Source organism: Streptomyces sp. TBY4, assembly GCF_024213195.1.
GTDB lineage: Bacteria > Actinomycetota > Actinomycetes > Streptomycetales > Streptomycetaceae > Streptomyces.
In genome coordinates, this window is record NZ_JANAVF010000011.1 from 98,674 (window position 1) to 116,639 (window position 17,966).

Sequence of the window (17,966 nt, forward strand, 5' to 3'; positions counted from 1 at the left end):
TCTTCGCGGCGCCGGGCGTGTGGCACGCCTGAGGCCCTACCCTGGCCGGATGGACGAAATGCCCGTTTCGCAGCGCCCCGCCCGATCCCTGCGGGTGCTCCTGGATCCGCCGAACCCGGCTCTGGCGGTCCTCCTGGGTCTTCAGCCGGACATCGAGGTCGTGACGTCGGCGCTGGCCCGCCCGGCGGTGGCGCTGACGGAGTCGGTGGAGCGGGTCCCGGAGCTGCTGGCGGACGATCCGGAGTGCCGGATCCTGGTGCTGACGGGCTCCGCCCACCCGGGCCTGCCGGAGGCCGCCCTCGCCGCCGGTGCGGCCGGCCTGGTGCTGCGGGACGGCCCCGTCGAGGACCTCGCGGACGGCATCCGCCGTGCCTCCCGGGGGGAGTCGGTGGTCGACCCGGCGCTGGAGGCGCCGCGTGCACCGCAGGCACCGTAGGGCCGACTGCTGACCCCGCGGGCGCCGTAGGTCCCGCAGGCCCGTAGGCCCGTAGGCCCCGTAGGACTCGTGGGTTCGGCCGGGCACGGGTCCGCCCCGTGGATCCTTTCGGAGGATCCGCGGGGCGGATGGAGTGCGTGCCGGTGGGTCAGTTCGGGGCGGGGGCCGTCCAGTCGTCGACCGTGCGGGACGGGTCCAGGGCCACCGGGAGCCGTTCCAGGCCGCGGAAGGCCGGGAACGGGCCCTTCAGCCACTCCTCGTGGCCCGGCTCCGGGGTGGCCAGGACCATGTCGGGGAAGCGGTCGAGCAGGGCCGTCAGCGCGGTTTCCAGTTCCATGCGGGCGAGCGGGGCGCCGAGGCAGTAGTGGGGGCCGTGGCCGAAGCCGAGGTGGGTGCTCTGGAGCCCCTTGCGGGTCACGTCCAGGGTGTCCGGCTCGGCGAACTTCTCCGGGTCGCGGTTGGCGGAGGAGATCGCGATCTGGACCAGGGCGCCCTTCGGGACGGCGACTCCCCCGATCTCCACGTCCTCCAGGGCGTAGCGGAAGGTGGAGGTCTCCACGGAGCACTCGTACCGGACGAGCTCCTCGACCGCCTGGGGCAGCAGCCCCCGGTCCGCCCGGACGAGCGCCAGCTGCTCGGGGTGGGCGAGTAGGGAGAAGACCGCGTTGCCGATCTGGTACGTGGTGGTCTTGTGTCCCGCGAAGAGCAGGACCCACATCATCGAGACGAGTTCGTCGTCGGTCAGGGCCCCGTCCTCGTGCTGCGTCTGGATCAGCACGGTGAGGAAGTCGTCCGCGGGCTCGGCGCGCTTGCGGGCCACCAGGCCGAGGAAGTAGTTCCGCAGCCAGTGCTCCGCCTCGGCCAGTTCACCGGCCATGTCCTTGCTGAACCGGGAGCGGGTCACCTGTCCGAACCACTTCAGGACCTCGGTGCGTTCGTCCCCGACGATGCCCAGCAGTTCGCAGATGACCATGACGGGGAGGGGCAGGGCGAAGGAGGTCATCAGGTCGACGGGGGCGTCCGTCGGGCACCGGTCGAGCAGTTCGCCGGCGAGCTGCTCGATCCGCGGGCGCAGCAGTTTGACGTGGCGCGGGGTGAAAGCCTCGTGGGCGATGTGGCGCAGCCGGGTGTGGCGCGGGGGGTCGGCGAAGATCAGGTTGTCGTCGAGGGCGTCACAGGTGTCCCCGAAGACCGCGTGGTAGATGTCGATGCCCTCGTGCATGTCCTTGCCGATGCGCGGATCGGACAGCGCGAGCCGGGCGTCCTCGTACCGGGTGATGAGATACGTGTCCACCCCGTGGCGCGTGGTCAGCTTGCAGACGGGGGCCTGCTCGCGCAGGGACTGGTAGACCGGGTAGGGGCACGTACGGTACTCCGGCGTGCCCATGGACACGGCCGCCACGGCTTCTGCGACCGGGAGGCCGACGGGGACGACGGGGAGGCCGTCGCTCACTGCCACTGCGGGTTCGGTCGTCACGGGCTCAGACCTCTCGTGGGGCTCGACTGTCCAGCCACCTCACTCCCTCCGCCCCCCGGACGGAAAACGCCGGAAAACGGGGATTACCCCGTTCGGGCCCGAAACTACGCCCGCCTGAGCGGATCGGACGGGTCCCCGACCTGCCCCGCACCCACCCGCGCGGCCCCGCCCTAAGGTCCCCCTCATGCCGGACATCTCAGACATCACCCCGCCGGACGACGGCAGCCGCAGCAGGATCGACGTCCACCACCACTTCTGCGCCCCGCAGTGGCTGGAGTGGGCCGAGGGCCGGGGCCTGGCCCACCGCAAGGCCCTGCCGCCGTGGGCCCGCTGGGACTCCGCGGCGGCCCTGGACCTCATGGACCGGGCGGGGATCGCCACCGCCGTCCTCAAACCGATGCTGCCGGCGCGCTACGCGACGTCCGCGCAGCTGCGCGAGGCCACGGCGGTGACCCTGCGGGCTGCGGCGGAGGTGGTGGAGGCGCATCCCGGACGGTTCGCGTTCCACGCCCCGCTCTTCCTCGACGACCCGGAGACCGCGTCCTGGGCCCTGCGGTACGGGCTCGACGAGGCGGGGGCGGTCGGGGTGAACGTGACGGCGAACTACGGCGGCGTCTACCTCGGGGACCCGTCCTACGACCGGCTCTTCGCCGAGCTGGACGAGCGGTCCGCGGTGGTGGACACGCACCCCCACAACCTGCCGGGGGTGGGCGGGCCCGCGGGAGCGGGGGGTGGGCCGGGCGGGGGCGGTGGGCCTGGCCCTGGCCCCGGCGGGGGCGGTGCGCCCGGCGGAGGCGGGCCCGGGGCGGTGGCCGTGCCCGGGATCCCGCACTTCCTGTGCGACTTCCTGCTGGACACCACGCGGGCCGCACTGAACATGATCCACAAGGGCACCCTGGACCGGTTCCCGAACCTGTCGGTGATCCTGCCGCACGCGGGCGGCTTCCTCCCGCACATCGCCACCCGGGTGGAGGCCTTCGCCGGGACGCTCACGCCGCCGGTCGACCCCGCGAAGGTCCGGGACCACCTGCGGCGGTTCTACTACGACACCGCCGGGCCGATGTCCCCGGCGGGCACGCTGCTCGCGATGGCGTCGCCCGAGCGGGTGCTCTTCGGCAGTGACTGGCCAGCGTGTCCTGCGGAGATGGTCACGGAGATCGCGCTGCCCGCGCTGGCGGGGGATCCCGTACTGACGGCTGCGCACCGGCTGGGGATCAACCGGGGCAACGCGGTACGGCTGATGCCGAGCCTGGCTGCGTTGACGGCTGCGCGCGCCTGAGGCAACCCGTCCCGGGAAGCGGGAAGCCCGCTCCCCGGGACGTCGCGGCTACTTCGGCACGACCACGACGGCGTTGCTGACCCTGCGTTCGGTGGGGCCGCTCGCGGTCCAGCTGTCCATGGGCCGGTTGTAGAGGACGCTCTTGGCGATGAGCGTGGTGTCGCCGCCGCTGCCCAGGCTGACGGCGTCCTTGGCTCCGAGCCACTTCATGACCTCGGCGGCTTCCGGCACGGTGACGCCGATGCTGATGCCGGGATCGCGCCCGTCGATGGTGACCAGGAGGAGCTCACCGGCGGCGGTGACCCCTGCGAGCGTGCGGGGGTGGCGCTCGACGATGTTCCCGGTCGGGGTGCCGTACGTCGGGTTGTGCATGCCGTTCTGCACCGTGTTGATCAGGATATTGCCGCCGCGGACCAGGGCCGGGCCGCCACCCGCGACCGCGTCGAAGGTCGAACCGGACAGCGACTTGCCCCCGGAGTCGGTGATGGTGGTGCCGGGCTTGAAGACGTCGTCCGGGCGGGCGTGGGCCCTGAGCCAGTCCGCTCCTTCGCCGATGCCCTGCATGACCCTGCCGGTCGCGGGGATGGCGCCCCCGGGCGGACGTATGGCCACGACCTTCCAGCCACTGTTCACGACGACGTCAACGGCGCCCGGGGTCACCGGGGTCGTCGCTCCCCACTCGGGCCGGAAGACCACGACCTCGTTCGGGTCCACGCACAGGGCGCCCCGCCACGCCTCGGTCTCAGGGTTTTTGCCCTTCCCGTCCTCTCGGCGCTCGGTGCCGATCCCGCCGCAGCCGCGGTTGCGGCCGGGCACCCGGTTGATGCCGTCGATCTGGCGGATCTGGCCGTCGGCCGCGGTCACCTGCGTCTTGGAGGAGACCTCGTCGACCCGGACCCGGGCTCCCGGGCCCTCCAGGAGCAGGGCGGTGCGTCCGTTGTTGGGCTCGCTCACGAGGTGGCCGTCATTGACGTGCAGGCCCTCGGGATCGCCGTCGAAGACCAGGGGCTGCGGGTCCTCTTCCCCTTCGGGGACCGGCTTTTTGATTTCGAACTCGGAGGCGTTGACCGCGACCAGCGCGCCGGCTGCCGCGGCCATGTCGCGGACCGTCTCACCCGCCCTGACGTCCTTTCCGTGTACGGCCTGGAAGGCGACGTTCGCGGTGGGATCCACCTTGACGACCCGCACCTCCCACGGCCCGGTGGTGTCGGCGCCGTCCTGGCCCGTGTAGGCGATGCGGGCGGAGAAACCAGCGGACTCCACCAGGCCCTTCAGCTGGTTCGCTCCGGCCTGGTCGCTCGGGGCGAACCGCCCGACACGCACCTTGTGCTCGTACAAGACCTCGCCGACCGGATAGTCGTCGTGGAGCTTCTTCAGGACCTTGGTCTGCCGGGAGTCGACGCGGCCCACGAAGTTGTTCTCGGCCAGCGCCACCACCAGATCGTTGGCGAAGGTCTTGTTGCCGACAGCCCAGCTCTTCAGCGGGGGCTCGACCGGGGGATCCGACTTGTAGGGGATCTCCACCTCGACCGACCACACGTCGGACGCCTGGCCCTGGCGGTACTTCTGGTACGTGACCCCGGGCGCCAGGGTTTGGATCGCACCCGGCGTGGCCTCCAGCTCGGCGGGGCCCAGCGGCATGCGCATCGCGGGGAGGGTCACGTCCTCTGCGACGGCCGACCCGCCGGGTGTCAGGAAAGCCAGTGAAGTCAGCACGACGGCGGCCGCGAGGCCGCCACGGATTCTGGGCAAGACGCTCCTCAGATGGGCGAAACCGTTCTGAGGAGGGGGGCGGACGCACCAATGCGGCCCTCGGAACTGGCCAGGTCAGAGTACGAGAGCCGCACCGGAGCGCCCGCCGGGGGCTACTTGCGGAGGAGGGTGACCACCGCCGCGCCGCCGAGGCCGATGTTGTGGGCCAGGGCGACCCTCGCTCCGGGGACCTGGCGGGGGCCCGCCGTGCCGCGGAGTTGCCAGACGAGTTCGGCCGCCTGGGCCAGGCCCGTCGCGCCCAGGGGGTGGCCCTTGGAGATGAGGCCGCCGGAGGGGTTGACCACCCAGCGGCCGCCGTACGTGGTCGCTCCCGACTCGATCAACGCCCCGGCGCCGCCGTCCTCGCACATGCCGAGCGCCTCGTACGTCAGCAGCTCGTTGATGGAGAAGCAGTCGTGCAGCTCGATGACGTCCACGTCGCCGATGCCGAGGCCGGAGGACTCGAAGACCGCCCGCCCCGCCGCCGCGGTCATCGGCTTGCCGACCACGTCGATGCAGGAGCCGGAGGCGAAGGACGCCTCCGTGTCCGTCGTCATGGACTGGGCGACGATCTCCACCGCCCGGTCGGCCAGGTCGTGCTGCTCCACGAAGCGTTCCGATACGACGACGGCCGCCGCCGCCCCGTCCGAGGTCGGCGAGCACTGGAGCTTGGTCAGCGGTTCGTGGATGGTCTTGGCGGCGAGGATCTCCTCCACCGTGTACACGTCCTGGAACTGCGCGTTCGGGTTGTTCGCCGAGTGCCGGTGGTTCTTGGCCCCGACGGCCGCCAGCTGCGCGGCCGTGGTCCCGTAGAGCTTCATGTGCTCCCGCGCCGCGTTGCCGAAGATCTGCGCGGTGGGCGGGGACATCTCGAAGCCGTGGCCGGCGGCCATGATCCCGTAGTGGCGGGCGACCGGGGAGGTCTTGAAGTCCCCGCCGTCCGCGCCGCCGCCGAGCGCGCCGCGCTTCATCTTCTCGAAGCCCAGCGCGAGCACGCAGTCGTTGATGCCGCCCTCGACGAACTGCCGCGCCATCATCAGCGCGGTGGAGCCCGTCGCGCAGTTGTTGTTGACGTTGTAGACGGGGACTCCGCTCAGGCCCAGTTCGTAGGCGGCCCGCTGACCGGCCGTGGAGGCCTGGAAGCAGTAGCCCACGGGTACCTGCTCGACCAAGCCGTAGTCGATGCCCGCGTCGGCGAGCGCCGCGTCACCGGCCTCCTTCGCCATGTCCCAGTACTGCCAGTCCCTCGATTCGGGCTTCTCGAACTTCGTCATGCCGACGCCCACGATGTACGACTTCATGCCTGCACTGCCCTTCGGTTCAGTCAGTCCCTGGGGAGGCCGAGAATGCGCTCGGCGACGACGTTGAGCTGGACCTGCGTGGTGCCTCCGGCGATGGTCAGGCAGCGGGACATGAGCATGCCGTGCACCGCCCGCTTCCCCGTCCCCTCGCTCACCGCGCCCGCCGGGCCCAGCAGTTCGAGCGTGAGCTCGGCGGTCCGCTGCTGGTGCGGGGTCTGGACGAGCTTGCGTACGGACGCGCCCGCGCCGGGTTCCAGTCCGGAGACCTGCTGGAGCGTGGTGCGCAGTCCGATGCAGGCCAGGGCGTGCGCCTCGGCGGCCAGGGTTCCGATCCGGACCCGGTACCCGCCTTCGAGTTCGGCGGAGCGGGCGAGCAGCGCTTCCAGGCCGGTGTCGAAGGTCATCTGGTCGGCCATGTGGACGCGTTCGTTGCCGAGGGTGTTGCGGGCGACCTTCCAGCCCCCGTTCTCGGCGCCCACGAGGGCGTCGGGCGGCAGCGGCACGTCGTCGAAGTAGACCTCGTTGAAGAGGGCTTCGCCGGTGATCTCCTTGAGCGGCCGGATGTCGATCCCGGGGGTCTTCATGTCCACGATGAAGTAGCCGAGCCCCTTGTGCTTGGGGGCGTCCGGGTCGGTGCGGGCGAGCAGGATCCCGTAGTCGGCGCTGTGCGCGGAACTCGTCCACACCTTCTGGCCGTTGACCAGCCAGGAGCCGTCCCCGGAAGGCGAACGCTCCGCCTTGGTCCGCAGTGAGGCGAGGTCGGAGCCGGCGCCCGGCTCGGAGAAGAGCTGGCACCAGGTGACGTCCCCGCGCAGGGTGGGCAGCAGGTAGCGCTCCTGCTGCTCGGGGGTCCCGTAGGCGAGGATCGAGGGCACGACCCAGGTGGCGATGCCGAGGTCGGCGACCTTGACCCCGGCGGCCGCCAGTTCCTGCTGCACGACGAGCTGTTCGACGGGGCCGGCGCCGAGCCCGTACGGGGCCGGGAGGTAGGGGGCCGCGTACCCGGTGGGCGCGAGCACCCGGCGGGCGGTGGCGGGGTCGAGCCCGGCCGCGTCGGCGATGGCGCTACGGGCCTTCGCGCGGTGGGACTCGGCCCGCGCGGGCAGTTCCAGGCGCAGTTCGCGGCGCGCGCCGGCCGCGGCGAGCCGTACGGCGCGCACCCGGTGGCCGTCGCCGGGGCCGAGGAGCTGGCGGGCGACGATCGCCCGGCGGAGGTAGATGTGGGCGTCGTGCTCCCAGGTGAAGCCGATGCCGCCGAGCACCTGGACGCAGTCCTTGGCGCAGGAGTACGCGGCGTCGAGCGCGGTGCCGGCGGCCAGCGCGGCCACGAGCGAGCGCACCTCGGCCGGTTCCTCGGTGGCCTGGGCGGCGTCCCAGGCAAGGGCCCGGGCCTGTTCCACGCGCACCAGCATGTCGGCGCACAGGTGCTTGATCCCCTGGAACTGCCCGATGGGCCGACCGAACTGCTCGCGCACCTTCGCGTATTCGGCGGCGGTGTGCAGCGCCCAGGCGGCGGTGCCGCAGGCGTCGGCGGCGAACAGCACGCAGGCGAGGTCCCGGACGAGGGCGGCGTCGAGTTCCAGCAGGGCGCCCGGCCCGGCGGTGACTCCGCGGGCGCGGACCTCGGCGGTGGGCCGCGTCGGGTCGGCGCTGTCCTGGGTACGGACGTCCAGCGCGGCGGCCTCGACGGCGAACCAGCGGGTTCCGTGCGCGGTCTCGGCGGCGAGCAGGACGAGGTCGGCCTCGCCCGCGCCCAGCACCGGCGGCGCGGTCCCGTCGAGGAGGTAGCCGCCCTCCACAGCCACGGCGGTGAGGTCCCCGGGCCCGAGCGCCACGGCCCCGACCCGCCCGGCCAGGGGCTCGGCCCCGGCCCGGTCCAGGAGCACGGAGGCCAGCACGCTCGGCAGGTAGGCCCCGGGCAGGGCCGCCCGGGCGGCCTCCTCCACCACGACGGCCAGGTCGAGCAGGGTGCCGCCCTCCAGGTGCGGTTCCAGCAGTCCGGAGGCGAGCAGTCCGTCCCAGTAGGCGGGCCGGAAGCCCGTCTGCGGCGGGGTGTCGAGGAGTTTGCGCACCTCCTCGGGCGGGACGGCCCGCGCGACCCAGCCGCGTACGGCCTCGGCCAACTCCCGCTGTTCCTTTGTGATTCCGATGCCCATGCGCGGCAGAGTAGAACACGTTTCATTCTGACGGAAGGTCAGAACTGAAACGTGTTCTCGCTTGCGGCGGGCGGGCGCGGCTGCCCCGTGGCGGCGGACCGGCACGAGTCGGATCCGCCTGGCCGCCCTTGCCTCCGCGGCTGCACGGGTCATCGGTCTCCCCTCGGATCGGGCCACAGCGCAACCGGACAGCGGCACGGCACGTCTGGGAGGAAATGAGACGAGGAACGGGACTGTGGGGAGCGTTGCTGGTGCTGGCGCTGGCGTCGACCGGATGCGTTGCGGCGCCGCCGCCGCCGCTCCAGCCCGTGGACCCGGAGTTCGTGCGCACGATGCGTCCGGTGATCCAGGACGACCTGACCGCGACCCTGAACGATCAATGGTCCCTTCCGGAGAAATACGGGGAGCCGGGGTGGGAGGCCCGCTTGTTCTGCGACGTGCGGATCATCGAGGTCACTCCGATGCCGGGGGACGGCGCGTCGAGAGTCGGGGTGCTCGCGGACTGCAATGGCTTCGGGCGCGAGGGCACGGAGTTGGTGAAGGCGAGTTTCGGCCAGGTGGGCACCTGGATCGTCGAGCTGGACGGCAACCGGGTCCGGGCGAGGGACGGCGGCCCGGACGGCGCCGAGCGGGGGGACTGGGAAAAGCGCTGGTTCACGAAGCAGGCCCTGGACGAGATACGCCGCGTGGACGACAGCGATTGGTCCGATCCCGCCGCCCTCGCCCGCCGGCACTTCGGGCTCCCCGCGGACGCGCCCCTGCGATGACAGCCGCGATTCGTGGGCAGGGGCGCCCGGTCAGGACCGTTCGTAGTAGTAGCCCTCGCCGTGGGAGGGGCCCACGTTGTGCTGGAGGCCGGACGGCAGGCTCTTGGTGAAGAAGGAGGGATCCAGGACCCCGCAGAACTGGCTGGTGGACTTGGACTTGTCCACGGCCGCCGAGCCGATGTTGATGCGGGTTCCGTTGGAGGTCACCGAGGTCACCTTCGCGATGTTCTCGCAGTGGCCCATCTGGGACTCGTTGATCAGGCGGACCGCCCCGGACCGGGCGATGACCACCGTCCCCGGCTGGCCTATGTTGAAGTCGCCCTTGTAGGTCCAGGTCCCGGCGAAGTACGAGGGGACCGCGTCGTTGCCGCCAGAGCCGCCACCGCTCGGGGAACCTCCGCCGCTGGGCGAGCCGCCGCCGCTGGGCGAGCCCGAGCCCGAACCCCCCGGGGTGGCGCCCGGGCTGGTGCCCGTACCGGTGCCTCCGGCGGCCGGGCCCCCGCCGCCCTGGGTGGCGCTGCTGCCGCCCGGGGTGCCGGCGCCTCCGCCGGGGGTTCCGGCACCCGCCGCGGCGCCCTGCCCCGCGGCGGCCTGGCCGTCCGGTGCCGGTACGGGCGGGCTCTGGGGGGCCTGGGGGCTCTCGGAGTTCGGCGCACCCGGTGCCGGTGAACCGCTCGCCGCCGAAGGGGAGCCCGCGGAGGCACCGGGCACCACGGGCGCACTGCTCGCCGGGGGCGAAGCCAACCGCCCGCCGCCGTCGCCGCCGAAGGGCTGGAGCAGGGCCACCGTGCCCCCGCCGACGGTGAGCACCAGGACGACGGGCACGGCTACGGTCCACCGCCGCCGGGCACCCCGCCGCTCGCCGGTCGGGGTGCCGCCGCCAACAGCCGGTCCGGAGCCGGTCGCAGCCCCGCCCGCCGGCCCGACGACCTGCTCGGCGGCCCCGCCGGCCTCGGCGCCCCCGGCGGCCCGCAGCCCGAACGTCTCCCGGTCAGGGCTCTCCGCGCCCTCGCCCTCCGGGTCCGCGCCGCCCTCCCCCACGGCCAAGGGCGCGACTTCGGCGTCGAGGAGCCGCGCCGCCTGCCGGGCCAGCCGGTCCACCACCCCGGGCGGCAGCCACGCCCCGCCGGTGCGCGCCGGGAGGACCCGTTCCGGGTCCGCCAGCAGCTCGTCCACGTCCGGCCGTTCCTCCACGCCCTTGACCAGGCAGCGGCCGATGAGCGTGCGCAGGGAGGCGTCCGCCACCCGTTCCAGGGCCGGTTCGCCCTCCACGATCTGGAACATCACCGCGTGCTGGTTGCTCGCGCCGTGCCCGAAAGGCAGCTCGCCCGTGGCCGCGTACATCAGGACGCAGCCGAGCGTGAACACGTCGCTCTTCGCGCCGACCCGCTGCCCGCGCACCTGCTCGGGCGACATGAAGCCGGGCGAGCCGACGACCATGCCGGTGCTGGTGAGCAGGGATTCGACGGAGGTCTCCAGGGCCCGCGAGATCCCGAAGTCGATGACCCGGCTGCCCTCGGCGGTCAGCATCACGTTCGACGGCTTGAGGTCGCGGTGCACGATCCCGGCGGTGTGGATGTCCTTCAGGGCGTGCAGCAGCCCGTCCGCGAGGGTGTGCACGGAGTCCACGGGCAGGGGGCCGTGACGGCGCACGACCTGCTCCAGGGAGAGCCCGGGTACGTAGCCGGTGGCCACCCAGGGCCGGTCGGCGTCGGGGTCGGCGTCCAGGACGGGGGCGGTGTACCGCTCGCCGACCTTCCGCGCGGCGTCGATCTCGCGGCGGAAGCGGGCCCGGAACCGGTCGTCGGCCACGTGCTCCTCGTGCACCACCTTGACCGCGACGGTACGGCCGCCCTCGGAGCGGGCCAGGAACACCCGGCCCATCCCGCCGGCGCCGAGGCGCCCGAGCAGCAGGTACGGCCCGATCCGGCCCGGATCGCCGGGCGCCAGCGGCTTTATGCCGCCGTCCGCGTCGCCCCTGCTGCCGGCGTTCCCGTCCCTGCTCCCGCTGCCCATGCTGCCCGTCCCCCGGTGATCCCTGCGGCGGCCGTCCGGTCCGCCCCGTCGAACTCGGCTCAGGGTAAAGGCAGTTCGTGTGCACCCCGAAAGCGCAGCGAGACGACTGGGGAGAATGCGGGCGAAATGTCCCTCTTGATCACCATCACCGGCCCACCCCGCATTGCCCACCAGTTGATACGCCATCAAATTGCGGTACGAGACGGTAACTTCGGCGATGTCAAGCACTGCAAGGGGGTATTGCCGACCCTTGGTTTCAATTTTATCGTCTGTTTACTCTATTCTCCCCTGTGGACCCGACCGGAATGCATGGGTCCACTGACTGCACCACTTGCATGGGGGATTCGCGTGACAGCGCAAAAGCCTCCAATGGGGACACCCCATTGGAGTTCCACTGATGTGTGGAAATGGCCCAAACTGATTCGCCACACGGCCCAGGGCATCGCCATGGCCGTATGCGGATCCATGATCGTCGTAGCAGTACCCGCGGAGGCCGAGGGGGCCGAGCGGTTCAAGGTACGGGGCACCCAGAGCGAACCCGTGATGGACGGCCGGCCTGTCCCGGTCTCCACCCCGCCCAAGAGCGGGACGGCGGGGACGGAGCTGAAGCAGGCCCCCGAGTCCGCCTGGCCCGCGGGCGGTACGGCCCAGGTCGAGGTCCCGGGCACGGGCGGGAGCCTGCTGCGGCGGTCCGCGGCCCCGGCTCCGCAGAGCGTCGGCGGTCTGCCGCTGACCGTCGCTCCGGCCGCCACCGCCACCGCCTCCGGCTCCGGCTCGGGCGCCCCGCAGGGCGCGGCCCGGTCGTCCGCGGCTCCGGCCGCCTCCGCGACGGCCCAGCGGTTCGAGGTCTCGGTCAAGGACCGCAAGGCCACCGGCAAGGCGGGTGTCCAGGGGCTGCTGATCGGCGTCACCCCCGCGGGCGGACCCAAGGTCGCCGCGCCCTCCGTCGCCGCGGCCGCCGCTGCCGCCGCGCCCGAGCGGATATCCGTAGGCCTCGACTACTCGGCCTTCCGGAGCGCCTACGGCGCGGACTGGGCCTCCCGGCTGCGCCTCGTCCAGCTGCCCGGCTGCGCGCTGACCACGCCGGACAAGGCCGAATGCCGCGTCCCCACGCCCCTGGAGGGCGTGACGAACGACGTGCGGAACAACAAGCTCTCCGCCGAGGTCCGCCTCGCGTCCGCCGGCGCGCCCGTCGCGCTCGCCGCCGAGGCCGCCGCCTCCGGCGACAAGGGGGACTTCAAGGCCACCCCGCTGGCTCCCAGCGGGGCCTGGCAGGCGGGTGGCGCGAGCGGCGACTTCAACTGGACCTATCCGGTCGAGGTGCCCGCCGGTCCCGGCGACCTCGCGCCCGACCTGAGCCTGAACTACTCGGCCCAGAGCGTCGACGGCCGCACCGCCGCCAGCAACAACCAGCCCTCCCAGGTCGGCGACGGCTGGGAGATGATGGCGGGCGGATTCGTCGAGCGCCGCTACCAGCAGTGCTCCGAGGTCCCCGGCTCCGGTGTGGGCCCCAAGGACAGCAAGGGCGACCTCTGCAAGGCCTCCGAGAACGCCGTCCTGTCCCTCAACGGCAACGCCACCGAGCTCGTCCGCGACGACGCGACCGGCATCTGGAAGCCCGCGAAGGACGACGGCTCCAAGGTGGAACTGCTGACCGGAGCGGCCAACGGTGACACCGACGGCAAGCACTGGAAGCTGACCACCGTCGACGGCACCCAGTTCTTCTTCGGCCGCAACCGTCTGCCGGGCTGGACCGAGGGCAAGCCGACCACCGAGTCCGCCTTCACCGTCCCGCTGTACGGCAAGGACGGCGGCAAGCAGCACGCCTGGCGCTGGCAGCTCGACCACGTCGTGGACGTCCACGGCAACGCGATGGCCTACTTCTACACGAAGGAGACCAACCGCTACGGCGCCAACGGCAAGCCCACCGCGGGCGTCGAGTACACCCGCTCCGGCCACCTGAACCGGATCGAGTACGGCCACCGCGAGAACAGCATCTACACGGCCAAGGCCCCGGGCCAGGTCCTCTTCGAGACCGCCGAGCGCTGCCTGCCCGGCGCCGACTGCTCGGACGCCGCGTTCCTCCCGGCCAACGCCAAGCGCTGGCCCGACGTGCCCGTCGACCAGTTCTGCGCACCCGGCAAGGAGTGCAAGAACCAGCTCGCCCCCAGCTTCTGGACGCGCAAGCGGATCAGCGCGGTCAGCACCCAGGTGCTGACGGGCGGCGCGTACAAGGACGTGGACCGCTGGGACCTGGAGCACACCTTCCCCACCACGGGCGACGGCACCTCCCCGGGCCTGTGGCTGGAGTCGATCCAGCGCACCGGCAAGTCCGGCGGTTCCGTCGTACTGCCGAAGGTGACCTTCTCCGGCCAGCAGCTGGAGAACCGCGTGGACGGCTTCGAGGGGCTGGCGCCCTTCATCCGCTACCGGATCAACGCGATCAACACCGAGTCCGGCGGCCGGATCGGCGTCACCTACTCGCCCCGCGAATGCTCGGTGGGCCCCGGCGGCAACGTGCTGCCCGGCGCCGACGACTCCAACGGCATGCGCTGCTTCCCGGTCATGTGGGCGGCCCCCGGCCAGCCGATCGGTCCGGACGGGCGGCCCAAGCCGCTGAAGGACTGGTTCCACAAGTACGTCACGACCGAGGTGCTGGAGAACGACCTCGTCGCCGGTTCGCCGACGATGGTCTCCCGCTACGAGTACGTGGGCAAGCCCGCCTGGCGCTACGACAACTCCGAGTTCGCCCGGGACGCCGAGCGCACCTGGAACCAGTGGCGCGGCTACGAGAAGGTCCGCACCCGCACCGGTGACGGCCTCGACAAGAAGTCCCTCACCGAGAGCGTCTTCCTGCGGGGCATGCACGGCGACAGGCTCGCCGCGGGCGGCACCCGCCAGTCGGCGGTCGCCGACTCCGAGGGCAACACCGTCACCGACCACAACGAGCTGGCCGGCACCACCCGCGAGATCCTCAGCTACAACGGCGACGGCGGGGAGCTCCTCTCCACCAAGTCCTTCGAGTCCTGGCGCAAGGGCCCCACGGCCAGCCGCGCCCGCACCGGCACGGACGCGCTGACCTCGTACATGTTCAACAACGCGGTCGAGCACTCGCGCACCGCGCTCGCGGACGGCAGCTGGCGCCGGACCAAGTCCCAGACCTCGTACGACGACTACGGCCTGGCCACCCAGGTCGAGGACCACGGCGACCTGGCCAGGAACGACGACCAGACCTGCACCCGCACCGAGTACGCCCGCAACACCGCCACCCACTTCGTGGACGCGGTGAGCCGCGAGGAGACCGTCTCGGTCGGCTGCGGGGCCACCGTGCAGCGCCCGCAGCACGTCCTGTCGGACGACCGCTCGTACTACGACGGCAAGGCCTTCGGCGAGGCACCCACGAAGGGTGACGTCACCAAGTCCGACGAACTGACCGACTACCGCGACGGCCAGCCCGTCTACACCCTCGCGGGCACCGAGAAGTTCGACGTCTACGGGCGGAGCACCGAGACCACCGACGTCTTCGGGAAGGTCTCCACCACCGCCTACACCCCGGCCACCGGCGAGGCGGCGAACAAGGTCGTCACGACCAACGCGCTCGGCCACACCGAGACGGAGACCATCGACCCGACCCGCGGTCTGACCCTCGGCGAGACGGACGCCGCCGGCTTCTCCTCGCACGCGCAGTACGACGCGCTGGGACGGCTGGTCAAGTCCTGGGAGTCCGGCGGTGACCGGGCCGGACCCGCGGACACGGAGTACGAGTACCTGGTCCGCACCGACGGCCCGTCGGTGGTGACCACCAAGACCCTCCAGGACGGCGGCAAGCACACCGTCCAGCACGAGTTCTACGACGGTCTGATGCGCGAGCGCCAGACCCAGACCACCCGCTCGGACCTCAACGAGACCACGGCCTCGCGCACCGGCCGGGTCGTCACCGAGCAGCACTACAACACGCTCGGCCAGGTGACCAAGGAGTCCGGTCCCTACCTGGAGAAGGCCAACCCGGCCACCAGCCTGGTGACGGTCCCCGACACCCAGGTCATCCGCCAGCAGCGCTTCGAGTACGACGGCGCCGGCCGCAAGACGGTCGACGTCCTCGCCAGCCTCGGCAAGGAGCTGTGGCGGGGCACCACCGCCTACGAGGGCGACCGCCAGCACGTGGTGCCGCCCAAGGGCGAAGCCCCGTCCACGAGCGTCGTCGACGCCCACGGCAGGCTCGTCGAGATGCGCCAGTACCAGGGCACCACGGCCTCCGGCCCGTACGACGCCACCGCTTACGGCTACACCCCCGGCGGGGAACTGGCGTCGGTGACCAACCCGGTGGGCCAGACCTGGTCCTTCGGCTACGACCTGCGCGGACGCAAGGTCTCCGAGTCCGACCCGTCGCGCGGCACCACCACGTACACCTACGACGAGGGCGACCAGCCCACCTCGATGACGGACGCGAGGGGCCGTCAGCTCTCCTACACCTACGACGCGCTCGGCCGGAAGACGGCCACCTACGAGGGCACCCAGGCCACCGGCACGCGCACGGCCGAGTGGAAGTACGACACCCTGGCCAAGGGTGAGCTCGCCGAGTCCGTCCGGTACATCGGCGGCAAGGCCTACGCCACCTCGGTCACCGGATACGACACGAAGGGCCGCGCCACCGGGAACAGCATCACGATCCCCGGCTCCGAGGGAGCGCTGGCCGGTACCTACACCTTCGGTGTGGACTACACCTCCACCGGTGCCGCCGCGTCGGTGAAGATGCCGGCCGCGGGCGGGCTGCCCGCGGAGACGCTGGCCTACGGATACAACGCCGCGGGTCTGCAGACCACGATCAAGGGTGCCGAGCAGTACGTCTCGTCCGCCCGCCACACCCCCTTCGGCGAACTGCTCCAGTACCACCAGGGCGCCGCGGGCAAGCGTCTGATCCACTCCAAGACGTACGACGACGCCACCCGCCGGGTCCACAAGACCTTCGTCGACCGCGAGGTCGGCCAGACGGTTCTCAGCGAGACGGAGTACGGGTACGACCCCATCGGCAACGTCACCAAGATGGACGAGCTGCGCGACGGCTCGGTCCGTGACACGCAGTGCTTCGCCTACGACCACCTGCGCCGGATGACGGACGCCTGGACCGCGAAGCAGCAGGACTGCGCGGCGGGCCCCTCCTCGGCCACGGTCGGCGGCGCGGACCCGTACTGGGACACGTACGCCTACGACCGGACCGGCAACCGCACCAGCCAGGTGCGGCACGCCACCGCGCCGGGCGGCAAGGACGAGAAGCGGACCTCCCACTACCCGTCCCCCACCGCAAAGACGGCCCAGCAGGCGGTCCTCCAGCGGGTGGACACGGAGGGGCCCGCGGGCACCAGCAGTTCCGAGTACGCCTACGACGCCGCGGGCAACACCGTCCTGCGCAAGTCCAAGGACCGCGAGCAGAAGCTCGACTGGGACGCCGAGGGCAATCTCGCCAAGGTCACCGAGGGCGGGAAGACCACCGAGTTCCTCTACGACTCCGAGGGCGACCGGCTGATCCGCAAGGCTCCCGAGGGCAGCACGCTGTACCTCGGCGCCACCGAGATCACGGTCGGCAAGGACGGGAAGGTCAGCGCCACCCGCGCCTACAGCCACGGTGAGACCCAGGTCGCCTCGCGCAGTTCGGACGGCTCGGTCGCCTACTTCGCGGCCGACCACCACAACACGAACACCCTCGCGGTGACTGCGGACGGCGCGATGAACGCCACCCGCCGTCCCTTCACGGCGTTCGGCGAGTCCCGGGGCGCGGCACCGTCCGCCTGGCCCGACCAGAAGGGCTTCGTCGGTGGCACCGTCGACGAGTCCACCGGGCTGACCCAGCTCGGAGCCCGCCTGTACGAGCCCTCCACCGGGCGGTTCCTGTCCGTCGATCCCATGATCGACTTCAAGGATCCGCAGCAGATGAACGGGTACACGTACGCCAACAACAACCCGGTCACCGTCAGCGACCCGGACGGCCAGATCCTGCCGCTCCTCGCGGGCGTCGCGGCCCGGATGATCGCCCAGCGCATCGCGCAGGAGATCGCCCGCCGCATCGCGATCGAGGCGGCGAAGCGTGCCGCCGCGGAAGCGGCCAAGCGGGCGGCCATCGAGGCGGCGAAGAAGGCGGCCATCGAGGCAGCCAAGAAGGCCGCCGCGGAAGCAGCCAAGAAGGCCGCCGCCGAAGCCGCGAAGAAGGCGGCGCAGGAGGCGGCGAAGAAGGCCGCCGCCGAAGCCGCGAAGAAGCAGGCGGCCAAGAAGGCGGCGGCCGAGGCCGCGAAGAAGCAGGCCGCGAAGAAGGCGGCGCAGCAGCCGGCCAAGAAGGCGAAGCCGAAGGACAGCGGCGCGGGCAAGAAGAACCCGCCGCAGAAGCAGGCCTCGCCGCAGAAGCCGCCGCGCAAGGCCATCGAGAGGGCCCCGGAGCGCAAGGCGATCGAGAAGGGTCCCGAGCGCAAGGCCATCGAGCCGGCTCCGAAGCACAAGGCCATCGAACAGGCCCGGGACATCCTGGACCCGGAGTCGATGCGGGGCGCCACCATCGGCAGGGTCTACGAGCTGGCCCAGGGCGAGGGCTTCGTGAAGATCGACGCACCGCACGCCACTGGTGGCGGATTCACCCTGAGGCGCGGAGCTCCCACGATCATCCTGGAGTTCGGGAAGAAGGGGATGCGCCGACTGGACCACCAGGGGCCCTATCTCAAGTACCAGATGGGCAAGAAGGTCAAGCGGATCCCGCTCCAGGGAAACCCGGCACTCAATCCGAAGAAGTAGGAGGG

The 17,966-nt window shown here is 71.9% G+C and carries 9 protein-coding genes; 4 read left to right on the forward strand and 5 right to left on the reverse strand.

The features are described from left to right. The first annotated feature begins 49 nt into the window (after nt 1-49). Nucleotides 50-436, forward strand: coding sequence for a DNA-binding response regulator (locus NLX94_RS24980; RefSeq protein ID WP_254385280.1), 387 nt, complete (start codon nt 50-52; stop codon nt 434-436). A gap of 148 nt (nt 437-584) precedes the next feature. Here NLX94_RS24980 and NLX94_RS24985 read toward each other — a convergent pair whose 3' ends face one another. After that, nucleotides 585-1,823 carry a cytochrome P450 gene (locus NLX94_RS24985; RefSeq protein ID WP_254385473.1) on the reverse strand — a complete coding sequence of 413 codons (1,239 nt, stop codon included), beginning with the start codon at nt 1,821-1,823 and terminating at the stop codon, nt 585-587. Between the two features lie 274 nt (nt 1,824-2,097). Between NLX94_RS24985 and NLX94_RS24990 the strand changes: the two genes are divergently transcribed. Next, complete coding sequence (locus NLX94_RS24990; RefSeq protein WP_254385281.1) at nt 2,098-3,192, forward strand: amidohydrolase family protein; 1,095 nt, start codon at nt 2,098-2,100, stop codon at nt 3,190-3,192. Nucleotides 3,193-3,240: 48 nt separating this feature from the next. Here NLX94_RS24990 and NLX94_RS24995 read toward each other — a convergent pair whose 3' ends face one another. The 3 genes from NLX94_RS24995 to NLX94_RS25005 all read right to left on the reverse strand — a co-directional run bounded on the left by NLX94_RS24995 (nt 3,241) and on the right by NLX94_RS25005 (nt 8,401). Continuing rightward, entirely contained in the window at nt 3,241-4,944 is a 1,704-nt protein-coding gene (locus NLX94_RS24995; protein WP_254385282.1) for a phosphodiester glycosidase family protein, read from the reverse strand. Between the two features lie 113 nt (nt 4,945-5,057). Further along, the gene (locus NLX94_RS25000; RefSeq protein WP_254385283.1) at nt 5,058-6,245 is read right to left on the reverse strand and encodes a lipid-transfer protein; all 1,188 of its coding nucleotides are present in this window, start codon (nt 6,243-6,245) and stop codon (nt 5,058-5,060) included. 23 nt (nt 6,246-6,268) lie between these two features. Then, nucleotides 6,269-8,401, reverse strand: a complete 2,133-nt coding sequence (locus NLX94_RS25005; protein ID WP_254385284.1) for an acyl-CoA dehydrogenase — start codon at nt 8,399-8,401, stop codon at nt 6,269-6,271. A gap of 215 nt (nt 8,402-8,616) precedes the next feature. Here NLX94_RS25005 and NLX94_RS25010 point away from each other — a divergent pair, with 215 nt between their 5' ends. After that, nucleotides 8,617-9,168 carry a hypothetical protein gene (locus tag NLX94_RS25010; protein WP_254385285.1) on the forward strand — a complete coding sequence of 184 codons (552 nt, stop codon included), beginning with the start codon at nt 8,617-8,619 and terminating at the stop codon, nt 9,166-9,168. A 30-nt stretch (nt 9,169-9,198) separates the two neighbouring features. Here NLX94_RS25010 and NLX94_RS25015 read toward each other — a convergent pair whose 3' ends face one another. Continuing rightward, entirely contained in the window at nt 9,199-11,184 is a 1,986-nt protein-coding gene (locus NLX94_RS25015) for a serine/threonine-protein kinase (RefSeq protein WP_254385286.1), read from the reverse strand. A 465-nt stretch (nt 11,185-11,649) separates the two neighbouring features. Between NLX94_RS25015 and NLX94_RS25020 the strand changes: the two genes are divergently transcribed. Then, on the forward strand, nt 11,650-17,961 hold the full coding sequence (locus tag NLX94_RS25020) for an RHS repeat-associated core domain-containing protein (RefSeq protein ID WP_254385287.1): 6,312 nt from the start codon (nt 11,650-11,652) through the stop codon (nt 17,959-17,961). Nucleotides 17,962-17,966 lie beyond the last annotated feature (5 nt).